Source organism: Polynucleobacter sp. AP-Melu-500A-A1 (assembly GCF_018882125.1).
Lineage (GTDB): Bacteria > Pseudomonadota > Gammaproteobacteria > Burkholderiales > Burkholderiaceae > Polynucleobacter.
In genome coordinates this window covers 433,819-459,192 of record NZ_JACVOZ010000002.1, presented here as the reverse complement: position 1 = coordinate 459,192, position 25,374 = coordinate 433,819, and the positions used below count along the sequence as shown (strand labels likewise).

At 45.6% G+C, this 25,374-nt stretch carries 24 protein-coding genes; 16 read left to right on the top strand and 8 right to left on the bottom strand.

Annotated elements, in window-relative coordinates; translation table 11 throughout:
• Positions 1-2: 2 nt before the first annotated feature.
• Positions 3-335 (bottom strand): c-type cytochrome, encoded by a 333-nt coding sequence (locus ICN38_RS05700; RefSeq protein WP_216256027.1) that lies wholly within the window; start codon positions 333-335, stop codon positions 3-5.
• A 185-nt stretch (positions 336-520) separates the two neighbouring features.
• Here ICN38_RS05700 and ICN38_RS05695 point away from each other — a divergent pair, with 185 nt between their 5' ends.
• The 6 genes from ICN38_RS05695 to ICN38_RS05670 are packed head-to-tail and all read left to right on the top strand — an operon-like array spanning position 521 to position 6,125.
• Complete coding sequence (locus ICN38_RS05695; RefSeq protein ID WP_216256025.1) at positions 521-2,245, top strand: glycosyltransferase family 39 protein; 1,725 nt, start codon at positions 521-523, stop codon at positions 2,243-2,245.
• A complete protein-coding gene (locus ICN38_RS05690; protein ID WP_216256023.1) occupies positions 2,242-3,483 on the top strand; it encodes an exo-alpha-sialidase in 1,242 nt (413 codons plus the stop codon). The genes ICN38_RS05695 and ICN38_RS05690 overlap by 4 nt, the downstream gene beginning before the upstream one ends.
• Entirely contained in the window at positions 3,480-4,100 is a 621-nt protein-coding gene (locus ICN38_RS05685) for a hypothetical protein (RefSeq protein WP_216256021.1), read from the top strand. The genes ICN38_RS05690 and ICN38_RS05685 overlap by 4 nt, the downstream gene beginning before the upstream one ends.
• Positions 4,101-4,148: 48 nt before the next feature.
• A complete protein-coding gene (locus tag ICN38_RS05680; protein ID WP_216256019.1) occupies positions 4,149-5,294 on the top strand; it encodes a DUF3300 domain-containing protein in 1,146 nt (381 codons plus the stop codon).
• Positions 5,295-5,312: 18 nt separating this feature from the next.
• Positions 5,313-5,684 (top strand): Rap1a/Tai family immunity protein, encoded by a 372-nt coding sequence (locus ICN38_RS05675; RefSeq protein WP_216256018.1) that lies wholly within the window; start codon positions 5,313-5,315, stop codon positions 5,682-5,684.
• A gap of 45 nt (positions 5,685-5,729) precedes the next feature.
• Positions 5,730-6,125 (top strand): cytochrome c5 family protein, encoded by a 396-nt coding sequence (locus tag ICN38_RS05670; protein WP_216256016.1) that lies wholly within the window; start codon positions 5,730-5,732, stop codon positions 6,123-6,125.
• 2 nt (positions 6,126-6,127) lie between these two features.
• Here the strand turns inward: ICN38_RS05670 and ICN38_RS05665 are convergent, their stop codons facing one another.
• Positions 6,128-7,114 carry a tripartite tricarboxylate transporter substrate binding protein gene (locus ICN38_RS05665; RefSeq protein WP_216256014.1) on the bottom strand — a complete coding sequence of 329 codons (987 nt, stop codon included), beginning with the start codon at positions 7,112-7,114 and terminating at the stop codon, positions 6,128-6,130.
• A 116-nt stretch (positions 7,115-7,230) separates the two neighbouring features.
• Between ICN38_RS05665 and ICN38_RS05660 the strand changes: the two genes are divergently transcribed.
• From ICN38_RS05660 to ICN38_RS05650, 3 genes are read left to right on the top strand one after another with little or no spacing between them, the layout of a single operon-like run.
• Positions 7,231-7,512: a SemiSWEET transporter gene (locus ICN38_RS05660; protein ID WP_216256012.1), complete on the top strand. Its 282-nt coding sequence runs from the start codon at positions 7,231-7,233 to the stop codon at positions 7,510-7,512.
• A 36-nt stretch (positions 7,513-7,548) separates the two neighbouring features.
• Positions 7,549-8,241, top strand: a complete 693-nt coding sequence (locus tag ICN38_RS05655) for a fumarylacetoacetate hydrolase family protein (RefSeq protein ID WP_216256010.1) — start codon at positions 7,549-7,551, stop codon at positions 8,239-8,241.
• Positions 8,241-9,302 carry an alpha/beta fold hydrolase gene (locus ICN38_RS05650; RefSeq protein ID WP_255562727.1) on the top strand — a complete coding sequence of 354 codons (1,062 nt, stop codon included), beginning with the start codon at positions 8,241-8,243 and terminating at the stop codon, positions 9,300-9,302. Before ICN38_RS05655 ends, ICN38_RS05650 begins: the two co-directional genes overlap by 1 nt.
• Here the strand turns inward: ICN38_RS05650 and ICN38_RS05645 are convergent, their stop codons facing one another.
• Complete coding sequence (locus ICN38_RS05645; protein ID WP_216256009.1) at positions 9,303-10,082, bottom strand: enoyl-CoA hydratase/isomerase family protein; 780 nt, start codon at positions 10,080-10,082, stop codon at positions 9,303-9,305. It lies immediately after the preceding gene.
• Between the two features lie 92 nt (positions 10,083-10,174).
• Between ICN38_RS05645 and ICN38_RS05640 the strand changes: the two genes are divergently transcribed.
• The 5 genes from ICN38_RS05640 (at position 10,175) to ICN38_RS05620 (ending at position 12,998) form a co-directional block, all read left to right on the top strand.
• The gene (locus ICN38_RS05640) at positions 10,175-10,327 is read left to right on the top strand and encodes a DUF5993 family protein (protein ID WP_216256007.1); all 153 of its coding nucleotides are present in this window, start codon (positions 10,175-10,177) and stop codon (positions 10,325-10,327) included.
• Entirely contained in the window at positions 10,324-10,887 is a 564-nt protein-coding gene (locus tag ICN38_RS05635) for a disulfide bond formation protein B (protein WP_216256006.1), read from the top strand. Before ICN38_RS05640 ends, ICN38_RS05635 begins: the two co-directional genes overlap by 4 nt.
• A 30-nt stretch (positions 10,888-10,917) precedes the next feature.
• Entirely contained in the window at positions 10,918-11,904 is a 987-nt protein-coding gene (locus ICN38_RS05630) for a Bug family tripartite tricarboxylate transporter substrate binding protein (RefSeq protein ID WP_370624368.1), read from the top strand.
• A gap of 108 nt (positions 11,905-12,012) precedes the next feature.
• Positions 12,013-12,504: a hypothetical protein gene (locus ICN38_RS05625; RefSeq protein ID WP_216256002.1), complete on the top strand. Its 492-nt coding sequence runs from the start codon at positions 12,013-12,015 to the stop codon at positions 12,502-12,504.
• Positions 12,505-12,563: 59 nt separating this feature from the next.
• On the top strand, positions 12,564-12,998 hold the full coding sequence (locus ICN38_RS05620) for a glycine zipper family protein (RefSeq protein WP_255562726.1): 435 nt from the start codon (positions 12,564-12,566) through the stop codon (positions 12,996-12,998).
• A 26-nt stretch (positions 12,999-13,024) separates the two neighbouring features.
• On the opposite strand, the gene ICN38_RS05615 is transcribed toward ICN38_RS05620, so the two are convergent.
• From ICN38_RS05615 to trxA, 5 genes are all read right to left on the bottom strand, one after another.
• The gene (locus ICN38_RS05615; RefSeq protein WP_216256001.1) at positions 13,025-14,416 is read right to left on the bottom strand and encodes an MATE family efflux transporter; all 1,392 of its coding nucleotides are present in this window, start codon (positions 14,414-14,416) and stop codon (positions 13,025-13,027) included.
• 3 nt (positions 14,417-14,419) lie between these two features.
• Complete coding sequence (locus ICN38_RS05610; RefSeq protein WP_216256000.1) at positions 14,420-16,135, bottom strand: glycosyltransferase family 39 protein; 1,716 nt, start codon at positions 16,133-16,135, stop codon at positions 14,420-14,422.
• An 85-nt stretch (positions 16,136-16,220) separates the two neighbouring features.
• Positions 16,221-16,568 carry a type B 50S ribosomal protein L31 gene (locus tag ICN38_RS05605; protein ID WP_216255999.1) on the bottom strand — a complete coding sequence of 116 codons (348 nt, stop codon included), beginning with the start codon at positions 16,566-16,568 and terminating at the stop codon, positions 16,221-16,223.
• 196 nt (positions 16,569-16,764) lie between these two features.
• On the bottom strand, positions 16,765-18,027 hold the full coding sequence (gene rho, locus ICN38_RS05600; RefSeq protein WP_216255998.1) for a transcription termination factor Rho: 1,263 nt from the start codon (positions 18,025-18,027) through the stop codon (positions 16,765-16,767).
• 250 nt (positions 18,028-18,277) lie between these two features.
• Positions 18,278-18,604, bottom strand: a complete 327-nt coding sequence (gene trxA, locus ICN38_RS05595) for a thioredoxin TrxA (protein WP_114691518.1) — start codon at positions 18,602-18,604, stop codon at positions 18,278-18,280.
• A gap of 132 nt (positions 18,605-18,736) precedes the next feature.
• Between trxA and ICN38_RS05590 the strand changes: the two genes are divergently transcribed.
• A complete protein-coding gene (locus tag ICN38_RS05590; protein ID WP_216255997.1) occupies positions 18,737-21,718 on the top strand; it encodes a PD-(D/E)XK nuclease family protein in 2,982 nt (993 codons plus the stop codon).
• Complete coding sequence (locus ICN38_RS05585; protein ID WP_370624367.1) at positions 21,715-25,284, top strand: UvrD-helicase domain-containing protein; 3,570 nt, start codon at positions 21,715-21,717, stop codon at positions 25,282-25,284. The genes ICN38_RS05590 and ICN38_RS05585 overlap by 4 nt, the downstream gene beginning before the upstream one ends.
• Positions 25,285-25,374 lie beyond the last annotated feature (90 nt).

The window sequence follows — 25,374 nt, the reverse complement described above, 5'->3', positions numbered from 1 at the left end:
TATTATTTCTTGCCAAGTTGATTGGCGATAGTTTCGAGTTGCTCATCAGAGTAGCCTTTGGCTAACTGCGGCATGATGGTCCCTTCGCGGGCACCAGATTTAAATGCTTTGAGTTGAGTTAGCATTTGTTCGCTGCTAAGGCCGTTGATGAGGGGCATTCCACCATCAACAACTCCTTTGCCATCAGTACCATGGCAATTCGCGCAAGTGGCTGCTAATCCCCGTTTATATAGATCAGCTGCAGCAGCATTTTGCGCTAGGCTTGTGCCACTCCATTGACCAAGGCCAATCATGGCCGATGCCAGTAACGCGGTTTTAAGGTGCTTTGAACGCATGGGAACAATCTCCATTTAGATTTTTTCTCAGTGTTAAGAACGAGGTGAATTTCACTTATGTATATCTTAAACAAGAAGTGGAAACACATTACACATAGCTCAGATTCATTTCTTATAAGCTCATGAGAAAAAGTGCATGAATTGGCTTTTCTCCAGAATCATTACAAGCCCTATAAACTAGCGCTATGCGTGGCTCATTTTCTTACCGTTCGGCGATATTAATACTCCTTTTAGGTGTATTTACCTATCTTTATGGCCTAGATAGCCGCTTTGCCCCCAAGAATGGGGATGAATATCCCTATATGCATATTGTCCGCATGACGGCAGATGCAGGCAATTGGCTCCCTTTGCAGTCAGAGATGGAGGGTTTGAAGAACACGAAGCCCCCATTGATTTTTTGGCAAGCCATAGTAAGTACTCATTGGGCAAAAGATTGGTCCTTGTTTAATTTGCGCTGGCCTGGAGTCCTCTATACAGGCCTGACTGCTTTTTTCTTATTTCTGGCAGTGCGGCGCTTTAGTGGAAATGCAAAAACAGGACTATTGGCGAGCTTAGTATGGCTCTCCTTTTTTGCGACCTATCGGTATGGGCGTCCGTTTTTAACTGACCCCCCAGAAGTATTTTGGATTAGCTTACCTTTTATGGCGCTCTTATATTGGGGCAAAGTGGCTTTTGATTCGAAATTCTTATTTCCATTATTTGCGGGGATATGTTTAGGCTTCGCTTTACTTGCAAAATCGTTTGCTTATATCGTGCCCGCATCCTTGGCTTTGGCTTTGTATTATTGGCGCTGGCGGCAATGGAGTATTCCCGACACGCTCATACGGGATTTCTATAAGTTATTTATCGTCGGCGCTCTCGCCCTAGCAGTCTTTGCGCTTTGGTTTGCGTTAGACCCATATCCAGAAGCGATCTGGAATGAATTTGTCTTAGGTGAGAACGCCGGTAAATTCGATGCGCGTAGTTCTAATTATCTTCTCGATTTATTGAGTGGGGGCGATAGTATTTGGATGCTCCTACTGACCACATTGGCTAATGCGGGTTTATTTTCCTTCGTATTCATTTCTACCTTGTGGCAGTGTTGGCGAGAACGTCGATTCCTGACTGTCGAAGAAAGTCTATTACTTTTACTAGCAATTGCATTCTTGATTGTGTTTAGTTTGCCAAGCCAACGTTCAGGGCGTTATTTGTTGCCGGTGATGCCGGCCTTGGCAGCATTGATCGCCTTACATTGGGATCGACTACCTTTATGGGGCTTTCGCATTGCTCTGATACTACAGATTACTATTTTGGTGGCTTTGTTATGGGTTGGTAGTCAGCTACAGGTTTCTATCTTGATGAGCGGTATCGATTCATGGACCTATTTCTTTGGCCATTGGTTGCTCATGGGAGGCGCTATCTTATTAGCTCTAGCAGGGCTCATGAAAAAAGATTTCTGTAAAACAGCAGCCTTAGCGACTTGCTTTTTATGCTACTGCGCTTTGAACAGTAGCTTATCTCCATTAGAGGGACAGTTGGGACGATATTCACCTGCAGTGATTGCACAAGTACAAGATAAAGATCTGTGGGTTCCGTGCGATTATCGAGCCAAGGATGAGGAATACCGACTGCTCTTACCAGGCAGTCGTTTACACGGATACTTGGCATCAGAAGCAAGTGAAGTGGCTCAATTAAGTGCAAACTATCCCTTAGTATTAGTGCAAGCGCCTTTGGGCGTTAAGCCAGGCATTTGTGATGCTTGCCAAATCTTGGGGCAAAGAATGGAAATGAGAGCACGGCATTCCGATGAAGAAATTATCGACATGCTCAAAGGAAATATTGCTGAACACTTATTTGTTAATGAGTATCTGATGGCAACACCGGTAGTCAACTCTGCTGCCCTAGTCAATAGTAAGGATGCTTGTAGATGAGTCGCGTCCTTTCGCTATGCTTTTTATTGCTAGCTGGAATCATTGGATTTCTGCATCTGGATGGTCGTCCTGCTTGGGCGCCATTTGCAGAGTTAGCGCCGATTGTGATTGAAGAGTCGATAGAGCAAGAAAAATCTTCTAAAACTCAACAGCCCAGCAAACCTAACATTGCTGCGCCAATGGCGACGTGGTTACCGGACACTGGTGCTGCTTCTGTGCACGCAGCATCTCTTATTGCCATGAAGGATGGAGCGATCAGGGCATTTTGGTTTGCTGGTAGTCGTGAGGGCGCTTCCGATGTTGTCATTAATAGTGCCGTCTACGATCCGCAAGCGGCAAATTGGAGTGCACCCACGATTGTGATTGATCGGCTTGGTGCGCAAAGTGGTCTCTCACGCTATATCGCTAAGCTGGGTAATCCAGTTCCCAGCAGAATGGCAGATGGCCGGATGCAATTATTCTTTGTGACGGTATCGATCGGAGGATGGGCTGGTAGCTCAATCTCCACCATGATTTCTGATGACGAGGGACTTACTTGGGGTCGTCCCCACCGCTTGATTAGTTCTCCCCTTTTCAATTTGAGTACTTTAGTGAAGTCTCCAGCATTGCCGTTCGCCGATGGACGTCTGGGTTTACCTGCATACCATGAATGGATTGGACGCTTTGGTGAGTTTTTAAGAATAGAAGCCACGCAAGTCATTGATAAACGCCGCATGAGTTCTGGGCGCGGTGCAATTCAGCCGGTGGTATTTGTGAAGGATCCACAAACGGCTACCGCACTGTTTCGTCAAACCCGAAGTTCTGAGTTAGCTAAGCAAATACCGGTGAGTCAAACATTGGATGCTGGACAAACATGGCAGGGCTCTGACGATTTATTGATTGCAAATCCAAACTCTGCAGTGGCTGGTCTGACATTGAATAATGGAATACGTTTATTAGCACTGAATAATATTGAGGCTGGGCGTTATCGCTTGGTTTTATTGATGAAGTACGCACAATCAGATCAATGGCAAGTAGTGCGAGTGCTAGAAGATGAGGAGGCTTTACCAAATGAACAGCGTAAAGAATTTTCTTACCCCTATTTAATTAGTGCTAATGGTAATGACGCTCATTTAGCCTACACCTGGGACCGCAAAAAAATCCGGCATCTCTACTTTTCTTCCGCATGGCTAATGCAAGCCTACGAGCAGCTGTTACAGACATCATCGGATGCTCAACCTAAACAGGGGAAACCATGATTGATTGGATGCAAAACCTTGCTCTGATTGAAATGGCCATCACTTGTGGAGTCATCGTGACTTGGCTTGTGCAGTCTTACTCCGATAAAACATTTTCATTTTTAGTTAAATGGTTCATGGTTGCGCTAGTAGCGAATATCTTTTTCTGGCCATTGGGCTTAGGAATGCAATTACCACTCGCAGCCTATGTGCGTGCTGTCACAGGTGACTTGAGTATTGTGCTGACTTTATTACTCTGGAGCTCAGTATTATTGCCGAGTCGCCCAGCACCGATAAGTTTTAAATTGGCAATCGTATTTATCTCATTCATGTTCTATCCGCTAGCCTTGGGCCTCGGTATGATTGACCCCTATGCATGGGGTTATAGTTCTCTTAGATTATTGATAGGAGTTTTAGTGTTAGCCTTAATCTGCGGACTTGCAGGCTGGACCAAAGGAGTGTGGATCATCGCCCTTGCAGTTCTTGCATGGGCAGGGCATTGGCACGAATCCACTAATCTATGGGATTATGTTTTAGATCCATTGTTAGCGATCTGGGCAGTAATTGCTTTAGTCAATACTATGCAGCGCAAACGTCGCGATAAGGCTAGGTCTGGTTACTTGTTTAGAGCAGGTTAAGGTTTGATTGAAGGCTGAGAGTTATTCTTGCTTGATAGGGGAGTTAGTATGAATTTGGTAGCACAATCAAAATTGAGTTTGCGGCAATCCTTGGGATGGAGCCTAGTAATACTGCTTGGCATCAGTGGCTGCGCTAATCACTACAACCCATATCAGCAGTACGCGTATCCACAGTCTTACATGCAAATCGATTCCTATACAGGGACGCCGCTCATCCTATCGAATGCACAAATCGAATCCTTAGTATCTCCCATTGCACTCTATCCTGATTCACTGCTCTCGCTGATGTTGCTCGCTTCAACTTATCCCTTAGAAGTGGCTGAAGCCTATAACTGGAAAAACAGCAATGCCAGTCTTTCAGGAGTTGCTTTACAAAATGCCTTAAGGACTCAGTCATGGAACGATAGTGTGAAATCATTGATGTCCTTTCCGCAGGCTTTTAATATGATGGGTAGTCAGTTGCAGTGGACGCAAAATTTAGGCAATGCCTACAAGCTACAAGCAACTGACACGATGAAGGCAATTCAGTCACTCAGAAAGCGTGCCATACAGGCAGGCACTTTAAAAAGTTCTCCACAGATGACGGTAACTACGGATGCCAGTAATAATATTCTGATTGGACCAAGTAGCCCCCAGATAGTTTATGTTCCTACCTATAGTCCTAATACAGTTTATGGCGCTTGGCCTTATCCTGACTACCCACCATATCCAGCATATAACCCTGCTTGGGGGCCGATGGCTTTTGGTTTAGGTTTAGCTGTAGGAGATGCATTCTGGGCGACACCAGCTTGGTCTAATGGAACAATCAACTCTACTAATGTGAATACCAATCCATCACGCGGATTGATTGGTCCAAGCAATGTACAAAATCAACAAAGATTGCTCAATGATTGGAGGAGTAACGCCACTCCTCAAGATCGGCAAGATGTTCGCAATGCCGCACAGCGTGCGGATAGTACTTTTCAACGGGATGCTACTCCACAAGAACGTGCGCAGGCCGATCGTATGAATCAAGAAGCACGCAATGCTTATCAGCAAGATCGGGCAAATCCAAATGCTTATCGCGAAGCTGCTCAAGAAAATGCATTCCGAGAGCAGGCCCGTTTTGATGGCGGTCAAGATCGATTGAATACGGGCCGCATGGGTGGTGGAGGCGGATTTGGCGGCGGCCACATGGGCGGGTTTAGACGTTAATTTATTGAAAGCATTCCTATGAATATATTGAAGAAGGCTTTACTGTTTGCAGCTTGTTTTTGTTGTTGCCAACAGTTAGTGCTAGCACAGGCTAATATGCCTGCGAATGACGCCTCGACTGCTGCGTTGGTGGAGCTATGTAAAAACCAAAATGATCAAGATGCTCAAAATTTTTGTTTTGGCTTTGGTGAAGGTGTGTTTCAAGCCTACTTAGTCAGTCGACCTAGCAATGCCAAGCCAAGTATTTGCTTTCCGCAACAAGGCGGCTCTCGTGAGGCCATCTTGCAAGAATTTTTAAAGTGGAATCGAGCCAATCCTCAATACAATTCTGAGAAAGCAGCTAAAACACTCGTGCGGTTTTTTGCGCAGAGCTATCCATGTAAGCAGTAAGTTGTTAAAGGTGCTAAATTAGTCCTCATATTTTAGGAGTTAGACATGACATTGAATACCAAGACATTACTGCTTGCAATATTTTCCTTATCAATCTCAGCTGCGGCCAATGCTCAGTCTGGTGAAAATACTTATAAGCAGGCATGCGTGAGCTGTCATGGCGCCGGTGTGCTTAATGCCCCTAAGTTTGGTGATAAAGCCAAGTGGGCCCCTTTGATTGCAGAAGGACAAGTGACCCTGACGGCACATGCTTATGTTGGGGTGAGGTCAATGCCACCCAAAGGTGGCAATCCTAATTTGACAGTTGAGGCCTTCTCAGATGCCTTGGTTTATATGGTGAATAACTCCGGCGGTAAATGGACCTCACCCGATGCCAAGACGGTTGCGGCTATTAATAAAGAAATTGAAACACGCAAAGCCGGCTTAAACAAAAAGCAATAGTTTTAATCTGCTTTGATGTTGGCGTCTTTAATAACTTTCTCCCACATCGTTAATTCTCGATGGATACGCTTGGCAGAATCTGCTGGAGTTAAGTAGTTCACATAGACGCCAGCAGCAAGCATACGCTCTTGAACATCTGGGCGCTGCAAGATCACTTTGAGATCGGCATTGAGTTTATCAATGATGGGTTTTGGAGTGCCAGCTGGCGCCAGAATTCCAAACATGCTGACAACATCAAAGTTAGGCATACCAGTAGCTTCAGTCACTGTGGGAACGTCTGGTAGTTGGCTAATCCGTTTTGAAGTGGTGACTGCCAATGCCCGTAACTTACCCGCTTGAATGAATTGCAAGGCTGCTGGAACAGTCTCTGACATACTCAGCACTTGTCCGCCAACCAAATCCGTCATTGCTGGGCCGCTACCTTTATAAGGGACGTGGAGTAGATCAAGGCCTAATTGAGCGCGGAACATTTCCATCGCCAGGCGTTGTGGTGCGCCTGCACCTGATGAAGCAAAGGTCAGCTTACCAGGATTGGCTTTGGCATACGTAATGAACTCCTTCATATTGTTCACAGGCACTGAAGGGTTCACAACAAAGACGAGTGGCACTACGCCCACAACACCGACTGGGGTGAAGTCTTTTTCTAAGTTGTATTTAATACCATCTTTGTTTAAGCCCGTATTAATTGCATGAGAAGTTAGAGCAGCCAAGAGGAGGGTATAGCCATCTGCTGGAGACTTGGCCACCATATCAGCACCAATGTTGCCGCTATCGCCTGAGCGATTATCAGGAACTACTTGCTGATTAAGTGATTTAGATAGCTCTTGAGCCGTGATGCGGCCAATCACATCAGTTGCTCCTCCGGGTGGGAAGGGAATGACCATGCGAACCTGCTTGTCCGGGTAATTCTTGATGGCTGCATTGCTTTGGGCATAGGTATTGCCCAATAGAGTCGATAGGCAAAGGGCTAAAAAGAGTATTTTTTTCATAACTTGTCTCAAATTCCGTTTTATATGAATGGTGATGCCTTTTGCCTATTATCTACAGATATCCAATTCCTGCCGTAGATCGATCTATTTGCTATGAAGCTAATTACAATGAAGCCATGAACTTTCAAGCCCATGAAATTGAGACCATTGGTTACTGCGCAGCATTCTTGACCACCTTCGCTTTTTTACCCCAGGCGATTCACTCTTGGCGAACGCGCAACCTCTCGGGGGTCTCATTGGGGATGTACTCATTATTTACTGCTGGGGTAGGTCTATGGCTTATCTATGGCCTGATCATCGAAAAGTGGCCTTTGATATTGGCTAACGCCATTACCTTTGCCTTAGCTCTTGGCATCCTATTATTGAAATTGCGTCATACTTCCAAAGATCCAAAATAAATTACCCAAGCATTGCCTGTCAAAGAAAGCTTAGTCATGAGTTCCAATTACGTTATCGAACCACCAGTAGTGACATCCTTGCCAGTCACTGGCGATACCCGTCGCTTTGCTGTCAATCGTATTTATTGTGTAGGTCGTAACTATGCTGATCATGCGCGCGAGATGGGTCATGATCCAGATCGTGAGCCGCCATTCTTTTTCATGAAGCCAGCCAATTCTATTGTGACCGATGGTAAAGATATGGCCTATCCGCATTTATCAAACGATGTCCATCATGAAATTGAAATGGTAGTTGCCATTGGTAAGGGTGGCGCCAATATTGCTGCAGATAAAGCACTCGATCACGTCTATGGTTATGGTGTCGGATTGGATATGACGCGACGCGATCTTCAAGGTGAGGCTAAAAAGATGGGGCGCCCCTGGGATACTGGTAAGGCATTTGATCAATCTGCCCCTTGCGGTGAAATTACCCCAGTTGCGAAATGTGGCCATCCTAGCGCTGGTGCAGTGAAGTTATTAGTCAATGGTGAAGTGCGCCAAGAGGGCGATCTCAATCAGTTGATTTGGAATGTGCCAGATACGATTGCTTATCTATCTACTTTATTTACTTTGGAACCTGGTGATCTTATTTACTCAGGAACGCCTGCTGGAGTAGGTCCCGTAAAGCAGGGCGATGTTCTTGAAGGTAGCGTGCAGGGTTTGATTAATTTAAAGACAAAGATCGTTTAATGAAGATGAGACCTTTACTAAAAGCGGTATTAATAATTGCATTGCCCGTCCTTGTGGTTGCCTGCGCTAGTCCTGAAAAAACCAGCTCAGAAAAACCCATTACGCCAGCTCCAGTTGTGAGCTTATATAGCAATGCCTCGCCCCTTGATTTGCGCTTGAGTACTTGGCCTTATCCATACCCCCTGAAAGAATTTAAAACCAGCTTGCAAGGTCAGCCTGCAAGCATGATGTACATGGATGTGCCTGCAGTAGGCAAGCAGAAGGGGGCAGTTTTGCTCTTTCATGGCAAGAACTTTTCGAGTGATTACTGGGCGCCGACCATTGCTGGCTTAACGCAAGCAGGTTATCGTGTGATTGCGCCAGACCAGATCGGTTTTGGTAAGTCATCCAAACCCGATGTGGCTTATCACTTTGATGACTTAGCTGCCAATACGCAGGCATTACTCAAGTCGCTGAAAGTGAATCAAGTCTCGGTCATTGCGAACTCTATGGGCGGTATGGTTGGCGTTCGATTCGCGCGCCTTTATCCAAAGACAGTACAAAAGCTTGTTCTTGAAAATCCATTAGGTCTTGAGGACTACAGTAAGGATGTGCCTCCCCAGCAAAATGAGACCTTATTAAAGCTCGAGATGGCACAAACAGAAACGAGTTATCGTAATTTTCTGAAGAGCTATTTTCCTAATTGGCAGCCAGCATACGAGCAGTTTGTCGAGATCTATGTGCGCATCCAAAAAGGGCCAGACTATCCTGCCTATGCTAGAACCTCTGTTCTCACTTATCAAATGATTGCTGAAAAGCCAGTGGTCAATGACTTGCCGCAATTAAAGATGCCTGTCTTATTGGTGATTGGTCAACAAGACCGTACGGTATTTGGTCGCCGTTTTGCACCACCAGAGGCTGTGAAGTCTCTAGGGAACTTTCCGGAGTTAGGTCGTAAAGCACAGGCTGCTATTCCGAATGCTAAGTTAGTGCCAATCGACAATGTGGGACATGTTCCTCATTTGGAAGTGCCAGATCTCTTTGTGAAAACCGTTGTTGAGTTTTTAAACGCTAAAAGCTAACTACTTGCCTGTCCATTTAGGCGGGCGACCCTCGAGGAAGGCATTTACGCCTTCCCGAAAATCGTGACTGTTATAAGTCTCGCGCATGAGATCAGTGCAATTAGGAAGATTATTGCGCAGTAGGCGAGCAATACTCAATTTGCTGGCCTTTTGTGTAATGGGTGCTAGCACTGCCATTTTCTTCGCTAGAGCATCAGCAGCTTCAGTAATCTCTGAGGCATTCACGATTTGATAGAGAAAGCCAGACTCTAGCAAAGTGGGTGCCTTGATGAGCTCTGCAGTGAGTAACATTTTCTTAACCATCGGAATACCCAGATGAGCGCTGATCCATGCAAGGTTGCTTGGTGAAAGACAATTGCCCAAAGTCCTTGCAACCGGAATACCAAAGCGTGCATCCGGTGTAGAGATACGAAAATCACAAGCAGTAGCCATCAGTAAACCGCTGCCAACTGCTAAGCCTTCAATAAGCGCAATCGTTGGCATGGGCAGTTCTTGCAAAGAAGCAAAGATGCGATCTACATCCACCTCATACGCCTCATCTTTTTGCAGGCCTACAAATTGCTCAATATCACTACCAGAGACAAATGCTTTATCACCTGCGCCTCGAAAAATCACTACTCGAATATCCGGATTTTTTGCCAAACTATCACAAATCGTTTTGAGTTCCTCATACATCGGCCATGTCATGGCGTTACGCGCTGCAGGATTATTAAAAGTGATCCGTGCGATGTAGTCATCGATTGATAGATCTAAGCAGGGGGGTGTAGATAGAGTACTCATGTGAACATTCTAAACAAAGACCCTCCATAAACCCTGTAATTACCGAGTTTACTTATGAGAATTGCTGCCTGCGCTAGAATTCTTCTATGTACATGTTCCTCGCATTTCTGACAGCCTTTATCGGACTCATCCTAGTCTGGTTTGAGAAACGTCTTGCGGGCCTCGCAATGTTAGCTATTACCCTAGCTATTTTGATGGCGTGGTTCCATTTCCACGCTAATAGTCATTTGAATATTAGCCTGTGAGCAAGTATTCATTTCCCTCTCTAGCCGCCCTTGGCAACCAGTTAGCCTTATTGGCGATTGTTGGCATGCTTTCTTATGCTTTTGTTGATCAAATCTATTTAGGCGAGCTCCCCTGTCCATTGTGTTTAATGCAAAGAATTGGCTTTGTCATTATTGGCTGTGCGCTTGTACTGAATATTCGCTGTGGCGCACACTCTTCACATTATGGTTGGGGCATTATTGGCGGCCTAGTAGGAATGATGGTTTCTTTGCGTCAAGTCTTTTTGCATATTGCACCCGGTGATACGGGATATGGCACTACCTTTTTAGAGTTGCATTTTTATACTTGGGCCTTTGTAGCTTTCCTTGCTTTATTAGCGGGACAGGCCATTTTATTAATGCTGCCTAACCGAGATGTTCGTTCACGTTCTGGGTTTGCAAATGTGATCGTCATACTTTTTATATTATTAGTCTTTGCCAATTTGGTTTCCACTTTGCTGGAGTGCGGTCTTGGCCCATGTCCAGATGATCCTGTTGCCTATACAGGTTGGATTTGGTTGCGTAACTATATTGGTTTTTAGTACTCCTACTGACTTAGATCTCATTAATACATGATGCATGTTTGTAGAGTGGCTAAAGGCCTCATCATTAGTCTTGCCTTGTTAGGTGCATTGAGTCTCCAAGCGCAAGCGAATGATCCATGGCCTAATCATCCCATTCGCATTGTCGTTAGCTTTACTCCTGGTGGCGCTCCCGATATTTTGGCTCGCGTTCTTGCAGAACATTGGCAACAAAACTTAGGGGTTCCTGTGCTGGTTGAAAATCGCCCGGGTAGTGGCGGTAATATTGGCGCCGATATTGTTGCTAAGAGCGAACCTGATGGTTATACGCTACTGATTGGTACCGTTGGCATACACACTATCAATGGTGCTTTGTATGACAAGATGTCTTTTGATCCAGTGAGGGATTTCACACCCATTAGTTTTTTGGCAAGCACCCCAAATGTATTGGTGGTGAATAAGCAATTGGGCGTCACCAATTTGCACGACCTGATAGAACTGGCTAAAGCTAATCCAAATGAATTAACTTTTGGTTCCTCTGGGATCGGGACCTCATTACATATGTCTGGCGAACTCTTTAAGGACATGGCGGGTGTGCAGATAAGGCATATTCCTTACAAAGGGCGCGCACAATCTCTGCCTGATTTATTAAGCGGACGCATTTCGATGCTCTTTGACAATCTCTCCTCATCACTACCCCTGATCAAGGCAGGAGAGGTGCAGGCTCTTGGAGTCACTACGCTAAAGCGCTCACCTGCAGCGCCAGAGATTCCGACCTTAGCCGAACAGGGATTGAAAGGATTTGAGGCAACTTCTTGGTTTTCATTGATGGCCCCAGCCAATTTGCCGCCCAGTATTCAGATGCGTCTCAATCGTCTGTGCAAACAGGCCTTAAATAATCCAGAGGTCAAAGCCCACTTGATGGCAAGCGGCCTAGAACCAGCTCCTGGAAGCCCACAAAACCTTTCCCGATTGATTGCTGCAGAAGCAAATAAATGGGGTAGAGTAATTGTGAAATCGGGTGCAAAATTAGAGTAAGAAATACCTCATTTTTATGTCAGCTTGAAGCTGCCTGGGGCGTTATAGGAAGTAGAAGGTAATAAAAGTATTCACTTGGGACAAATAGACCAATTAGAGGGGTCGATCATGAAACAAAATACAAAACAGATCGCTTTATGGATTGCTCTAGCAGGCTTACTCAGCTTGAGTCCGGTAGCAGCCAATGCCGGTAATGTGGGTTGGAATGTCAGTGTAGGCGGTGGTGGATACGGCGGCGGCTATGGTGGCGGATACCGATACGGTGGTGGATGGCGTCCAGCAGCCTATGGCCCAGGTTGGGGTAATGGCTATGGCTATGGTGGTGGTGCTTGGCGCGGTAATTGGGCCGGCGCCGGCTACTATGGTGGCTATCCTGCTGCTTACTATGCTCCTCCAGTAGCTTATGCCCCGCCAGTAGTTGCCTATATTGCACCTCCTCAACCCTTGGTCTTAGCTGCTCAGCCTCAACCAGCAGTTTGGTACTTCTGCGAAGCGACGAATAATTATTTTCCTTATGTTCAAGAGTGCCCAAGCGGATGGCAAACCCAGGCTGCTACCCCTCCAACCAGCGGTGTAGCGCCAAAGAGGCCTCAGTATTGAAGGCATTTAAAATGCCTTCTTGGACTTTGAGAGTAAAAAGAATTTTTTAAAGGTTTGAAATGAAACGATTGACTGTATTAGTCGTAATGGGTTTTTCAGCAGTGGCCTCATTAACTGCGTGTGTATCTGCTCCAACAGGGCCAACAGTTGCGGTGATGCCGCGTGAAGGCAAACCGTTTGATTTATTTCAACAAGAAGATTTGTATTGCCGTAACTTTGCCGCAAATTCTACAAAAGACACTAGTGATGCTGCATTAAAAGAGGGTGCGACTAGTGCTGCGATAGGCGCTGCTTTAGGCGCTGTTGCTGGCGCTGTTATTCAAGGCGGCAATCATGCTAACGTGGGTACTGGCGCTGGAGTCGGTTTATTAGGCGGCGCTGCAATGGGGGCTATGAATTCTTCTGGCAAGCAAAATCAAGCGCAGGCTCAATACAATATCGCTTATCAGCAGTGTATGTATTCCAAAGGGAACCAAGTACCGAGTATTCGTTAAGCGATCAGCTAATCTATTTAGCTTAACTACACCTCAATGGGCGGATGCGTTTTTTCAAAGCGCGCCGCCGTTTTTCTAAAGAGATAGAGTAGCAAGCAAGCAGCTAAACCTAGGCTGATGCTATTGCCAGCCCAAAATCCATTGGCACCTTGTAAGAATGTGGGCGTATTACCCAGCACATTAAATCCTAGTAAATAACCACCACCTAAACCAACGCCCCACAAAGAGCCTGCATAAATAACCATGGGCCAAAAGGCAACGCGGTATGCTCGCAAAATAAATGCTGCCGTTACTTGTAGGGCATCAAAGATTTGGTACAAAGCAATAAATAAAAATAGCGGAATAGAGAAGACCTTCACGGCCTCTGGTGGATCGTAGAGGTCTAATAGGTGTAGACGTAATACCCAAACGCCAATACCAATCCCAATACAAAGAACGGTAGTAAAAAATACCGATGACCAGCCAATTTCTTCAGCGCGCTCTGGTTTATTAGCACCAATAGATTGCGATACCAAAGTCATCGTGGCAATGGAGAGTGAGAGTGGGACCATATAAATCACAGTACCCATATTGGCAACAATTTGATGACCAGCCAATGCGGTAGTGCCAAGACGTGCGATAAATAAAGACATGAAGGTAAAAGAAGTGACTTCAATCAGGTAGCTAAAACCGATTGGAGTACCAAGTTTAAGTAAAGTCCAAATGCGATGCCAGTCCGGCGCACTAAAACGAGTAAAGATTTTAAAAGGGCGATAGAAGCGATCGATTAATACGAAACCAAGTGTAATGATTAACCAAAACCAGCTGATGATGACGGTAGCTACTGCACATCCTGGCCCACCCATGCCTTCGATACCAAAGCCGCCATAAATGAATAGTAAGTTGAGCGGAAACTTTAATCCCAATCCAATCAATTGCACGACCGTGATCACTGCCGGGCGCGAGACGGCGTTATGCAGTGCCATCAGGACCCGCATGCCCATACTCGCAGGTAAGCCAATGGCCAAAATATTCAGATATAAACGCGCTTTACCTTCAATGTCGGTAGTGACGCGTGAGATAGCTAGTAGATAGTCAGCGTTTAAGAGTACAAGACAACCCAATACTGTCAGGCCTAAAGCAAGCCAAGTAGCTTGACGAACTTCCTCACCAATCTCATCAAGACGCTTCGCACCAAAGAGTTGGCCAGCAATCGGGGCTAGCGCCGAGACGACACCGGTTAAACCAACATAAATACTGATGAAGATCGCAGAGGCCATCGCTAGTGCTGCAAGATCTTCTTCCGAGTAGCGGGCTGTCATGGCTGTATCGAGAACACCAAAGGCAATCACTGCTAATTGACCAATCAGTAATGGTCCAGCTAATTTGAGCAGGGCAGGAATATCCTCGCGCAGGCGCGATAACTTAAAGTGCAGCACGCCTTATTCCGGAATAACTTCGTATAGACGGAGCCTTTCATCTCGATCAGATGGGCGACGATCTTCCCATAGGAGCGTGAGCTTTTTGTTGTTTAGGCGTGCATAGGCTGATGCTTCAGATTGGCTGTGTGTGAGCAACCAAGGGCAGGTAGGATCATCTCGCAAATTCAGTTTCGTGAAATAGCTAAAAGAAGCAAGCTGTGCATAACCTAGGTTACTGGTATCGATACAGCCCTCACTTGGAATCACTTGTGCTAAACGTGCTGATACATAGCGATAGGTTTTAGCGTAATTGATCGATGGTAGCCAGAGTGTCATTAACAATACCCACATCAAGGTGGTGCCTGATGCGGAAATGATGAGACAGCGCCAAATTTCTTTTGGAGCACGTGAGGTTCTCCAGCGAACAATGGCTAACCACAGACCAGTAATAACCACGGCGACGATAAATCCGAGCGGGTCAAATTGACCTTCAAAGCCTGGTAAATACCGCGCTACGTTATCTGCAATTTGTTCTGGATAGCCACTGACTTTAGCTAACCAGATAACCCAGATTGCTAAGGCAATCACGGTAAAGCTAAACATCGCAAACCAGTCAATAAAGCTAATGACACTACGCTTTAAAATCGGCAAGCTAAAGGCCGCAATAATAGATAAGCTCGGAATCAAAATCATTAAGTCATGCTCATTTGCTTGACTGCGGAACAAGACGTAAATAAAGCAGCCAATAAATAAGCTTAGTGGAATACAAAGATGCGGTGCGCGCCAGGCTCCAGATTCTTTAATGCGCCCCCAGTGGATTAAGGCGATCATTGCTAATGGCCATACTGGCCAAGCGTATGCCCAAAAGTTCACACTTAAAAATTCGAGGGATTCAAGAGAAGGAAATAAACGCATCTCAGGTGTATTACGCCAACCTTCTTGAGCAACATGACGCCACTCTGGGCTAATGTCGGCGAGATACCAAAGTGCTGGCCAACTGAGAACACCTACGATGCCAAAGAAGGTGCTGGTAATGGTCCAGCGATAACGCAACCTAGCATTGCTAGCGATTACAGCAATGATGGTAGAAGCAATCACCAGCAAACTTAAGGTGAGATTGCTTGAGAGAGAAACAATTGTTACCCCTAAGCCAGTCCAAAGGCCCCCTTGCCATGGTTTATCTAGACCACGCACCGTACCGTACAGCACAATACTGATCCCCATCAATTGGGCCATCATCGGTGTTGTTTCATGGGCGCGCTGCGCAAGACCAACACAAGCTAAGAAGATTAAGAGCGCACCATCAGCCAAAGTCATACCATAGCTCTTGAGATCAGGTTGGCCACCGACAGCTAGAGCAATGGGTTGCACTTCACGACGACGACCTAAAAGATAGGTGGCATACCAAATCGCAATGGCAGCAGTAAAAAAACAAATTGCTGAATACAAGCGCGCAGCATTAGCAGCGCCAATCCAAGGACCGAAGACTTCAATCAGGCTAGCACCCATCCAATAGGGTAGTGGTGCTCCTAAGGAGATATCGCGGCCCGCTAAATGGGGAACAACCCAATCTAATGAGTCACCACGAAAGAGGGTCCACATTCCACCAAAGCCAATCGCGTCTTCATTTTTCCAGGGATCACGAAAGAAGAGACCTGAAAAACCATACACCAATGTCAACGCAAAAATAATGATGCGTGGAATGGATTTGGTGGCGGCGGCGGTAAGTTTAACCATGCGTAACTATTTGCAAAATCAATAAAAAAGGCAGCAAACGCTGCCTTGATTATCTCGCAGAGAACCCTGCAAAAGAGAAAGGAATTTAAGCCTTCTTCTTAGCAGGCTTTTCAGCAGCTTTAGCTTCTGCAGCAGCAGCTTTTTTCTCAGCTGTTTTAGCAGCGCCATCACCAGTAGCTTTAGCAACTGCTTTGCTACCGAATTTCTGACGGAATTTCTCAACACGACCAGCTGTATCCATGATTTTCTGGGTGCCGGTGTAGAAAGGGTGTGATTCAGATGAAGTCTCGATCTTGGCCAATGGATATTCATTGCCATCTTCCCACTTGATTTTCTCTTTAGTGGACATCGTGGAGCGAGTCTTGAAGCTGAAGTTATTAGAAACGTCTACAAAGACGATTTCACGATATTCGGGGTGAATGCCAGGTTTCATTTTGAGTCCTATTAGCGGGTAGCCGTTTGGGTTAAATCTAAATTCTTAACCTAAATACTTTCCCAAGTTAAAAGCAGTAAAGGCGAAATTATGCCATGAAATCAACAACAAAGCGCTGTTTTGCTAAGCAAAAAGGGCCTAAAACAGCCGTCTTTGCCCCAATTCTTACTTTAAAGCACCCGCAAGGGCGCCTTCATTAGCCTCCGCGACGCATTAGGTCGAAGAATTCACCGTTGTTTTTGGTCGATTTGAGCTTATCCACAATGAAGTTCATCGCCTCGATATCGTCCATATCGGCCAGCAATTTGCGCAAGACCCAGATCTTTTGGAGGTTTTCAGCTTTCACCAGCAACTCCTCGCGGCGGGTGCCAGACTTATTGAGGTTGATAGATGGGTAAACACGACGCTCAGCCAAGCGACGCTCAAGGTGTACTTCCATATTGCCAGTACCTTTGAACTCCTCATAAATGAGATCGTCCATGCGGCTACCCGTTTCAATCAGGGCAGTAGCGATGATGGTTAAAGAACCACCTTCTTCAATATTACGTGCTGCACCGAAAAAGCGTTTTGGACGCTGTAAGGCATTTGCATCCACACCGCCAGAAAGTACTTTTCCTGATGAAGGAATCACAGTGTTGTAGGCACGTGCAAGACGGGTAATGGAGTCAAGCAAGATGATCACATCTTTACCCATCTCTACTAAGCGTTTTGCTTTTTCAATCACCATCTCGGCAACTTGAACGTGGCGCACTGCAGGCTCATCAAAAGTAGAGGCAACGACTTCACCGCGAACGGAGCGCTGCATTTCAGTAACTTCTTCAGGACGTTCATCTACTAAAAGAACAATCAAGATTGCATCAGGGTTATTGGCGGAGATTGCATGCGCAATGTGCTGCATCATTACCGTCTTACCAGATTTTGGTGAGGACACAATCAAGCCCCGTTGGCCAAAGCCGATTGGGGAGATCATGTCGATAATACGACCGGTGAGGTTCTCTTCAGCCTTGATATCACGCTCAAGCGAGATCACGCGGTTCGGGTGTAATGGCGTTAGGTTCTCGAACATGATGCGGTTCTTGAGCGCCTCGGGAGGCAGACCATTGATCTTGTCAACTTTGACTAAAGCAAAATAACGCTCACCATCTTTCGGTGTGCGCACTTCACCTTCAACGCTATCACCAGTATGGAGGTTAAAGCGGCGGATCTGTGCAGGGGAGATATAGATATCATCTGGAGAAGCCATGTAAGAGGCTTCAGGAGAGCGTAAGAAGCCAAAGCCATCAGGCAATACCTCTAAGGTGCCATCACCAAAAACCATTTCACCGGCTTTAGCGCGTTTCTTCAAAATGGCAAACATTAATTCTTGTTTGCGCATCCGTTGGGTATTTTCAATCTCCAGGCTAGCTGCCATTTCAAGCAGAGCGGAAACGTGGAGGACTTTGAGTTCAGTTAATTGCATGTGGTTCTCGGGTGTTAATAAAGGGGGAAAAGATTTATGTGTTTTGAGGTATGACTGTCCTGATGAAAATCAGACAGATTTGGACAAACAGAATTGTGGAGTTTTGCTAAAAGAAAGGGGAGGTAAATTGCTAGAAATCGGAGCACTGATTAGTGCGTTTGGGTAATACTACACTAAAAATGGGGTGTGACAAGCATTTGAAGCGGGAAAAACCACAGGCTCACCTAGTGAACCCGTGGTGAACGACTATTTACAGATGACTATCAATAAAAGCAGTCAACTGAGATTTAGCCAAAGCGCCTACTTTTTGAGCGGCAACAGTGCCGTTCTTAAAGAGGATTAGCGTAGGAATGCCACGAATATTGAACTGGGCAGGAACACCTTGGTTCTCATCCACATTCATTTTGGCAATCTGTATTTTGTCGCCATATTCACCGGAAAGCTCTTCCAGGATTGGGCCAATCATTTTGCAAGGGCCGCACCATTCAGCCCAGAAGTCGAGCAAAACAGGTTTATCGGATTTGAGGACGTCTTGTTCGAAAGAGGCGTCAGTTACATATTTAATGCCGGCACTCATGAAAATTCCTTATTTAGACTTATTTAGCGAGTTATTTAATTATGGTCTTACAACGCTTATATTAGCAATAAGCCAAAGATTGTGCCGAAAATTCAAAATAAGCCCTAAAACGAGAGTCGATCAAAGTTAGTAATGTCAGAAGCATTTCCCACTATTTCTAAGCAAGAGCAGCTCTATACATGGGCTGTTGCGCCTAATGCCGACGCGCTGAAAGTGTTGGCAGAGGGAATTTGGAATTGTGCGTTGCAAACAAATCAACGCCCCTTAGTGGTGCTGAGTACGGCAGGCCCACTAATTGGTCTGAGAGCGGCACTCGAAAAAGCGCGTCCAAATGACCTAACCAATCCAATAGCTTTCTTACCGCAAGTCATTAGTTTTACAGATTGGCTAGAGGCAGCACCAAACGCTTGGAAGTTTCCAAAAAAGCAATCAGACTTAGAGCGTTGGTTGGGTGTGTATGCAACCTTGCGTGAACATCCTGAATTGCAAGCGCGTTTTAAAGCAGAAAATGAGGCAGGTGCCTGGGGTTTAGCTCAAGCCATCATCGAGGCGTGTGACACTTTATCTAAAGCCGTGCTACCTCAATTGCAAAAGCAAATTTATGCGCAGCTTGAGGCAGTAAATGACAAACCAATTCAGATTGGTCAAACATGGATTGATCAAGTCACCATCTTTTTAGATAAGCTCATTAACGAAGTCTATGCACCACTATCTCGAAAGGTAGTTGACCAAGAAGCGAGTGTACTGCTGACATTTTGGCGGTTCATTACTAGCGCAAGTGACCCAGTATTTCGTGAACAACTGGCGATGGCATCGCATCTAGAGGCTATTGAGCAAGCTAAAAAGTATCATCAAGAGCGACCACTGATCTGGGTTGAAACTGCAGATCCTAAGCCTATTGATAAAGAAATCATCAATACTTTCCTTAGTCAGTGCGCCCGTCATACCTCAGTCATTGAGATCAGTATGGATTGGCGACAGGTCGGTCTTTGGGCTGAAGCGGTAGGCGGCGATGAGGCAGAGAATCAAGCATTAGAAAATATTCACAATAGCCATCCTGAAAACTGGCAATTGATCGGCGTTAAGCGATTTGAAGAGCTGGCATGGTTAACTGCAAAAACCATTGAGCAATATTTGATGGCCGATAAAAAGCAAATTGCGTTAGTGGCGCAAGATCGTTTAGTAGCGAGAAGGGTGCGAGCATTGCTAACTCGCTTAGGACCATCTTTAAAGATTCAAGACGATACTGGTTGGAAGCTCTCGACCACGCGTGCAGCGGCTGCATTTCATAGTTGGCTAGAGCTGATTCGATCTCCGAAGGATGGGCCTAGTGCAAAAACGCTTTTAGAGTTTTTGCAAAATCCATTTATTGTCATCAACAATCCCCAGTGGCTTAATTGTGATCCTGAGTTATGCGCGGGCCTGATTGCTGAGCTTGAAGATATTTTGATTGCGAGTAAAGCAGAGTCTGGTTGGAAAACCTTTCATTTGGCTATTGAAGGGGCTACTGCAAACGCTCAGAAAAGATCATCAGCACTACCAAGCCCAAGTTTATTTAAGCTCTTACAATTTTTAAGAGAGCGGCACTATGAATGGCAAAACTTAAAAGTAGATTGCCACCAAGCCTATACCTTATTGCAGAAGAATCTTGAGGCTACAGGAATGGCGAAGATGCTCGCTCAAGACTCGGCTGGTAAGCAGTTATTAGAGGTCATTAAATCGTTCGATCTACATGCTTCTCCGCATCAACAGGTGAGGATGCGTTTGAGTGAGTGGCTCAGTCTTCTCAAGACGGTGATTGAGGGCGCAAGCTATCAGGAAGAGGGTAAAGAGGCGCTGGCGACATTAAGCATTCTGCCATTAAGCTCAACTCGCCTGAGAAAATTTGATGCGGTGGTCATGGTCGGTTGTGATGAGCAGCAATTGCCTGCTTATGCTGAGCCCCCTTTATTTTTCTCAGATGCTCTGAATCAGCTTTTAAAAACGTCGACGATTGCATTGCAATTTCAACAGCAGGCGCGTGATTTATCACAATTGCTTGCTTCAACTGATACCGTAGATTTTCTCTGGCAAAGCAATAGCAAAAGCGGTGAGCCTTTGCGGCCATCAGCCTGGATTCAGCGTTTACAAACCGTACTCAAGTGGAAACCACTTCAAGTGAAGCCTTCCCAGCAAGAAATTCAAACCCATCCCATATCAAGATCAGTTGCTCATCTTGAAGATGATCTGCCAATGCCCTTATCGATGAGCCCGAGTGCTTATAAGGCATTGAGAGATTGCCCATATCGCTATTACGTTCGCAGTTTATTGGGTTTGCGAAAAATCAAAGGATTTGATGAAGGTTTTGATGCGTCTTTAGCGGGCCAAACGCTACACGCCATTCTCAAAATCTTTTATCACGCATTAAAAACAGAAGCGCATAACCATCCCGAACTCAATATGAATCAGCAGTTACGACGCGATTGGATGGAAAAGCGTCTATCAATGATCTCGGAGCAAGAGTTTAAAGATTTAATAGAAGGTGACGCTAGAGTGATGGGCACCTTACGGGATTGGCAAAAGCAAATTCCTAGTTTTATCAGTTGGCAATTACAACGTGAGCAGCAGGGATGGGAATATTTTGATGGTGAAGCGAAAGTTGGATTTGATTTGCCCATCATGAGCCCTGATGGCGAGCTTCGCCAAATTCGTATTGAAGGTTATGCAGATCGCTTTGATGTGCACACTGCAAATCCTCAATTGGCCTCTGTTATTGATTACAAACATCAAAACTATAAAAAGGTGCAAGACCGAGCAGAACATATTTTGGATGATCCGCAATTACTCATTTATGCGCGAGCCGCGAATGAAGGACCAGAAAATCACAAAATAGTAGGGCATCAAGTGCAAGAAGCGGAATGGGTTTCTCTCAAAGCGGATGTTGGTAAAGATGCGCAAAATGCGCCGCGTGCTCAAGAGGTCAGTCCATTTCCTGAGTTAATGCTGAAATTTACTGAGCAGATTACGCAAGATCTGGAAGGTTTATGGTCCAAAAAGCCGATGGAGGCGTTTGCTCCAGATGGCGTTTGTCGGTATTGCGAGGCACGTGGTCTTTGTCGCAAGGGGGTATGGTGAGTAAGACTACAGATCTCAACCCTGTAAAAATGTCCGATGGCGTCCCAGTCGCTGAGTTTTCAAAAAAACTGGCTTGCGATCCACAGCACTCGGTTGTGGTTTCTGCTTGTGCGGGCAGTGGGAAGACTTGGTTATTGGTGGCGCGCATGGTGCGTTTATTACTTGATGATGTAAAGCCTCAGCAAATCCTCGCCTTAACATTTACCCGCAAAGCTGCTCAAGAGATGCGCGATCGCTTATATGCTTTGTTGCAAGAATTTTCTACTGCTGATGATGCGGTAGTGACGAATGCCTTAATTGAGAGAGGTTTAGACGCATCTCAAATGGGTGTTTATTTACCTAAAGCGAAAGCGCTCTACATACAAGTGTTAGCAAATCCACAGCCCATCGTGATTGACACATTTCATGGGTGGTTTGGAAAGTTATTAGGGGCAGCGCCAGTATCTTTGGGAATCCAGCCAGGATTTACCTTGCGAGAGGACGCCAAGCGCTTACAAGAAGAGTGCCTACAAGATTGGTGGGGCGGAATGAGTGCCGATCTTAAGGCTCAATATGATGTTTTATTAAAACATTTAGGCTCCTACAATGCTCTGCACTTGCTGATGGGCAAAGGCAGTCTTCTAAAGCAAAGAGGAGCTTGGACGTTTTTTGCCAAAGCATGCAGGGAAAAGAATATTAGCCCTGTACATCTTCTTCAGAATGCACTTCCTAAATTCAAAGATCCCAACCCACTGCTCGCTTTATGGAATGCGCCAGAGGCGCTAAAGAACTTGGAGTTTGTGGCATATTGCTTTGAGCATAGTGGTACTCAAGATCAGGGACTACTAGAGTATTTATTGCCTGCTATTGCTTGTAAAAAGCGTGGTGGCGATGTCATGGATGTAGTACAAATATTTCAGAGTACCTTTTTAACAAAAGATTCTCCGCCCACCTATCGCACGTGGAATGATCGGTTGGTTGGCGCCTTAAAAACCTTTTTAAAGCAAGAGGGCCTGGCTGCACGTTGTGATGAATACCTCAATATCAAAAAAGAGTGGGGTCAGGCATATGAACAATATATTGCCTGGCAAGCAGAGCAAGATATCTATGCCATTAATCAAGCCTGGTTTACATTAAATGAGTCCATGATGGCGCATGCTGAAGATCGAAAAGACAGTATGCGGGTCCGCGATTTTGATGATTTAGAAATTGGTGTCAGTCTTTTGATGACTGACTCTACCCATGCTGCTTATCTACAGTCGCGCCTAGATGCACGGTACACACAAATTTTGGTAGATGAATTTCAAGATACCAATCCTTTGCAATGGCAGATATTGCGTTCCTGGTTAGACGGCTATGGAAATAGTCTTGAGAGGCCCAAGGTTTTTATTGTTGGCGATCCTAAGCAATCTATTTATCGTTTTCGCCGTGCCGACCCCCGTTTATTTGTGAGTGCTAAACAGTTTTTGCATTCAATGTGGAAAGCGATCTACATGGAGCAAGGTGTCACACGCCGCAATGCACCCCAAATTAATGACACCGTCAATAAAATTTTTATGAGCCCCCAGATTCCTGCTGACTATCCCTATTCAGAGCAAGATACCTGCTGGAAAGCCTCCGATGTAAATAGGCCTACTCAAGAATATGCACAGCAAGGTGAGGCGCATCTGTTGGCATTAGTGCCTTATGAGGCTAAGAGTAATGAGTTGCGTTCGGGTAGTGCATTTGATAGTGCCATTATTGATCCCTATGAAACGGTCAATGTGGCGCAGCGTCACGCCGAGGGTTTAGAGGTAGGTAAGTTGATTACCCATTTAATTGCTACCCGCAAAGTAGCTGATAAGGATGGCGATCAAGACATCTGGCGCGATGCTAGAGCAAGCGATTTTTTACTGTTAGTAAAGCGCCGTCAATATTTACCGCAGTATGAGAGAGCGTTACGAGATATGGGTCTGGTTTATGACAGCTCCCGCTTGGGCGGACTCTTAAATACCTTAGAGGTGGATGACCTTATTGCGCTATTAAGTGTGCTGGTGACACCACGCCATGATTTGCTATTGGCGCAAGTGCTCAGAAGCCCGATTTTTGGCTTTACTGAAGCACAGATGCAAAAACTGGCTATCGCCAAAACACCAGATGCATACCGGTCTTGGTGGGATGCTTTGCAAGATAGCGCAGATACCAATCTACAAAGGGCGGCTCGATATTTAAAGCACTGGCATGTATTGAGTGAGCGCCTACCGGTACATGATTTGCTTGATCGAATGTATCAAGAGGGCAATATACGCATGCGTTATGCCGCGGTTTGCCAAGATAGAGATCGCGCACAAGTCCTAGCAAATTTGGATGCATTTTTAATGCTTTCCTTAGATCAGGATGGCGGTCAATATCCCAGCTTGAGTCGTTTTATTCAAGAGATTAATGCCAAGCGTCGCGGTGACGATGATGAAACGCCAGATGAGGGTGACGTTGATGCTGCGAGCGATGACAATTTAGACGAGTTAGACCCAGAGAGTGATATGTCTGATGAAGATCTACATCTTCGGGTGCGTTTAATGACCATTCATGGTGCTAAAGGCTTAGAGTCTCCCTTTGTGATCGTATTAGACGCTAATAATACGAAGGCCAATCCCGATAAGATTGGTGTTCTGATGGATTGGCCGCCTCAGGAGATGGGACCATTGCATTTATCCGCGTTTAATACTAAAACCTTGACGAGTCCACGCACTGAAATCAATGAGGCTGAAAAAGCGATTGGTATCAATGAAAACTGGAATCTGTTTTATGTTGCAATGACTCGCGCCAGACAAGGTTTGTGGATTAGTGGCGACGCTCAAAAGCCTACTACTAATAATCCTACGGGTTTGAATGAAGAATCTTGGTACGGTAAGGCGAGCGCAGCAGGTTTGTCGGTTTATCCGGTGCCAGACATCACCTTGGTAAAAATGCAAAACACTCCGAGAGCGCCTCAAGCTGAGAGCAAGAGCAAATCTATTGATGACTTTGTACTCCAATGGCCGCATGCGATCAATCATCACACGCAGTTAGTCAGTGATATTAAGACTGGCATCACAGTGGAGGTATTTGCTGGGGAAGATGAAACGATTACCGAGCCCGATCCTGAACTCTTGCAAGAGGGCACGAACTTTCATAAGCTGCTCGAGTTCTTAACGCCAGATTCTGGCAATCAAAATAAACCCCCAATGCCAAGCGAGCAAGAGCTCATGAATTGGCTTGGCATCAATCAAGAGAGCGCCAAGAAGTTGCTGGATCAAGTCAAAGCTGTATTAGTAAAACCAGAGCTGAAACGCTACCTGACTTCTGGAGAGTGGCTTGCCGCATGGAATGAATTAGATCTCGTGAGCGAAGGAGGTAAGAGCTCTCGCATGGATCGTTTGGTGGAGTTAGATGACCACTTTGCCGTGATTGATTACAAGCTCACTATTCCAAGCGTAGGTAGCGAAAAGTATGAAAAATACCGTAAGCAATTGCAAGGCTATCAAGCTGGCTTAGAGTCCATTCGGAAGGATAAAAAGATCAAAATCTTCTTAATTTCTGCCCTAGGTGAGCTCCACGAGGTAGTTTAGGCAAGCCCCCTTGAATTCCCCTACTTAGACCGCATATATTGTCTAGGTAACAAAAATCCCTAAAGTAGGGATAATGCATTTGATCGTTTA

What these genes read in the sequence shown, in the direction of transcription:
- ICN38_RS05700 (WP_216256027.1), bottom strand. Translation starts at nt 335, where the DNA reads ATGCGTTCAAAGCACCTTAAAACCGCGTTACTGGCATCGGCCATGATT.
- ICN38_RS05695 (WP_216256025.1), top strand. Translation starts at nt 521, where the DNA reads ATGCGTGGCTCATTTTCTTACCGTTCGGCGATATTAATACTCCTTTTA.
- ICN38_RS05690 (WP_216256023.1), top strand. Translation starts at nt 2,242, where the DNA reads ATGAGTCGCGTCCTTTCGCTATGCTTTTTATTGCTAGCTGGAATCATT.
- ICN38_RS05685 (WP_216256021.1), top strand. Translation starts at nt 3,480, where the DNA reads ATGATTGATTGGATGCAAAACCTTGCTCTGATTGAAATGGCCATCACT.
- ICN38_RS05680 (WP_216256019.1), top strand. Translation starts at nt 4,149, where the DNA reads ATGAATTTGGTAGCACAATCAAAATTGAGTTTGCGGCAATCCTTGGGA.
- ICN38_RS05675 (WP_216256018.1), top strand. Translation starts at nt 5,313, where the DNA reads ATGAATATATTGAAGAAGGCTTTACTGTTTGCAGCTTGTTTTTGTTGT.
- ICN38_RS05670 (WP_216256016.1), top strand. Translation starts at nt 5,730, where the DNA reads ATGACATTGAATACCAAGACATTACTGCTTGCAATATTTTCCTTATCA.
- ICN38_RS05665 (WP_216256014.1), bottom strand. Translation starts at nt 7,114, where the DNA reads ATGAAAAAAATACTCTTTTTAGCCCTTTGCCTATCGACTCTATTGGGC.
- ICN38_RS05660 (WP_216256012.1), top strand. Translation starts at nt 7,231, where the DNA reads ATGAACTTTCAAGCCCATGAAATTGAGACCATTGGTTACTGCGCAGCA.
- ICN38_RS05655 (WP_216256010.1), top strand. Translation starts at nt 7,549, where the DNA reads ATGAGTTCCAATTACGTTATCGAACCACCAGTAGTGACATCCTTGCCA.
- ICN38_RS05650 (WP_255562727.1), top strand. Translation starts at nt 8,241, where the DNA reads ATGAAGATGAGACCTTTACTAAAAGCGGTATTAATAATTGCATTGCCC.
- ICN38_RS05645 (WP_216256009.1), bottom strand. Translation starts at nt 10,082, where the DNA reads ATGAGTACTCTATCTACACCCCCCTGCTTAGATCTATCAATCGATGAC.
- ICN38_RS05640 (WP_216256007.1), top strand. Translation starts at nt 10,175, where the DNA reads ATGTTCCTCGCATTTCTGACAGCCTTTATCGGACTCATCCTAGTCTGG.
- ICN38_RS05630 (WP_370624368.1), top strand. Translation starts at nt 10,918, where the DNA reads ATGATGCATGTTTGTAGAGTGGCTAAAGGCCTCATCATTAGTCTTGCC.
- ICN38_RS05625 (WP_216256002.1), top strand. Translation starts at nt 12,013, where the DNA reads ATGAAACAAAATACAAAACAGATCGCTTTATGGATTGCTCTAGCAGGC.
- ICN38_RS05620 (WP_255562726.1), top strand. Translation starts at nt 12,564, where the DNA reads ATGAAACGATTGACTGTATTAGTCGTAATGGGTTTTTCAGCAGTGGCC.
- ICN38_RS05610 (WP_216256000.1), bottom strand. Translation starts at nt 16,135, where the DNA reads ATGGTTAAACTTACCGCCGCCGCCACCAAATCCATTCCACGCATCATT.
- ICN38_RS05605 (WP_216255999.1), bottom strand. Translation starts at nt 16,568, where the DNA reads ATGAAACCTGGCATTCACCCCGAATATCGTGAAATCGTCTTTGTAGAC.
- rho (WP_216255998.1), bottom strand. Translation starts at nt 18,027, where the DNA reads ATGCAATTAACTGAACTCAAAGTCCTCCACGTTTCCGCTCTGCTTGAA.
- trxA (WP_114691518.1), bottom strand. Translation starts at nt 18,604, where the DNA reads ATGAGTGCCGGCATTAAATATGTAACTGACGCCTCTTTCGAACAAGAC.
- ICN38_RS05590 (WP_216255997.1), top strand. Translation starts at nt 18,737, where the DNA reads ATGTCAGAAGCATTTCCCACTATTTCTAAGCAAGAGCAGCTCTATACA.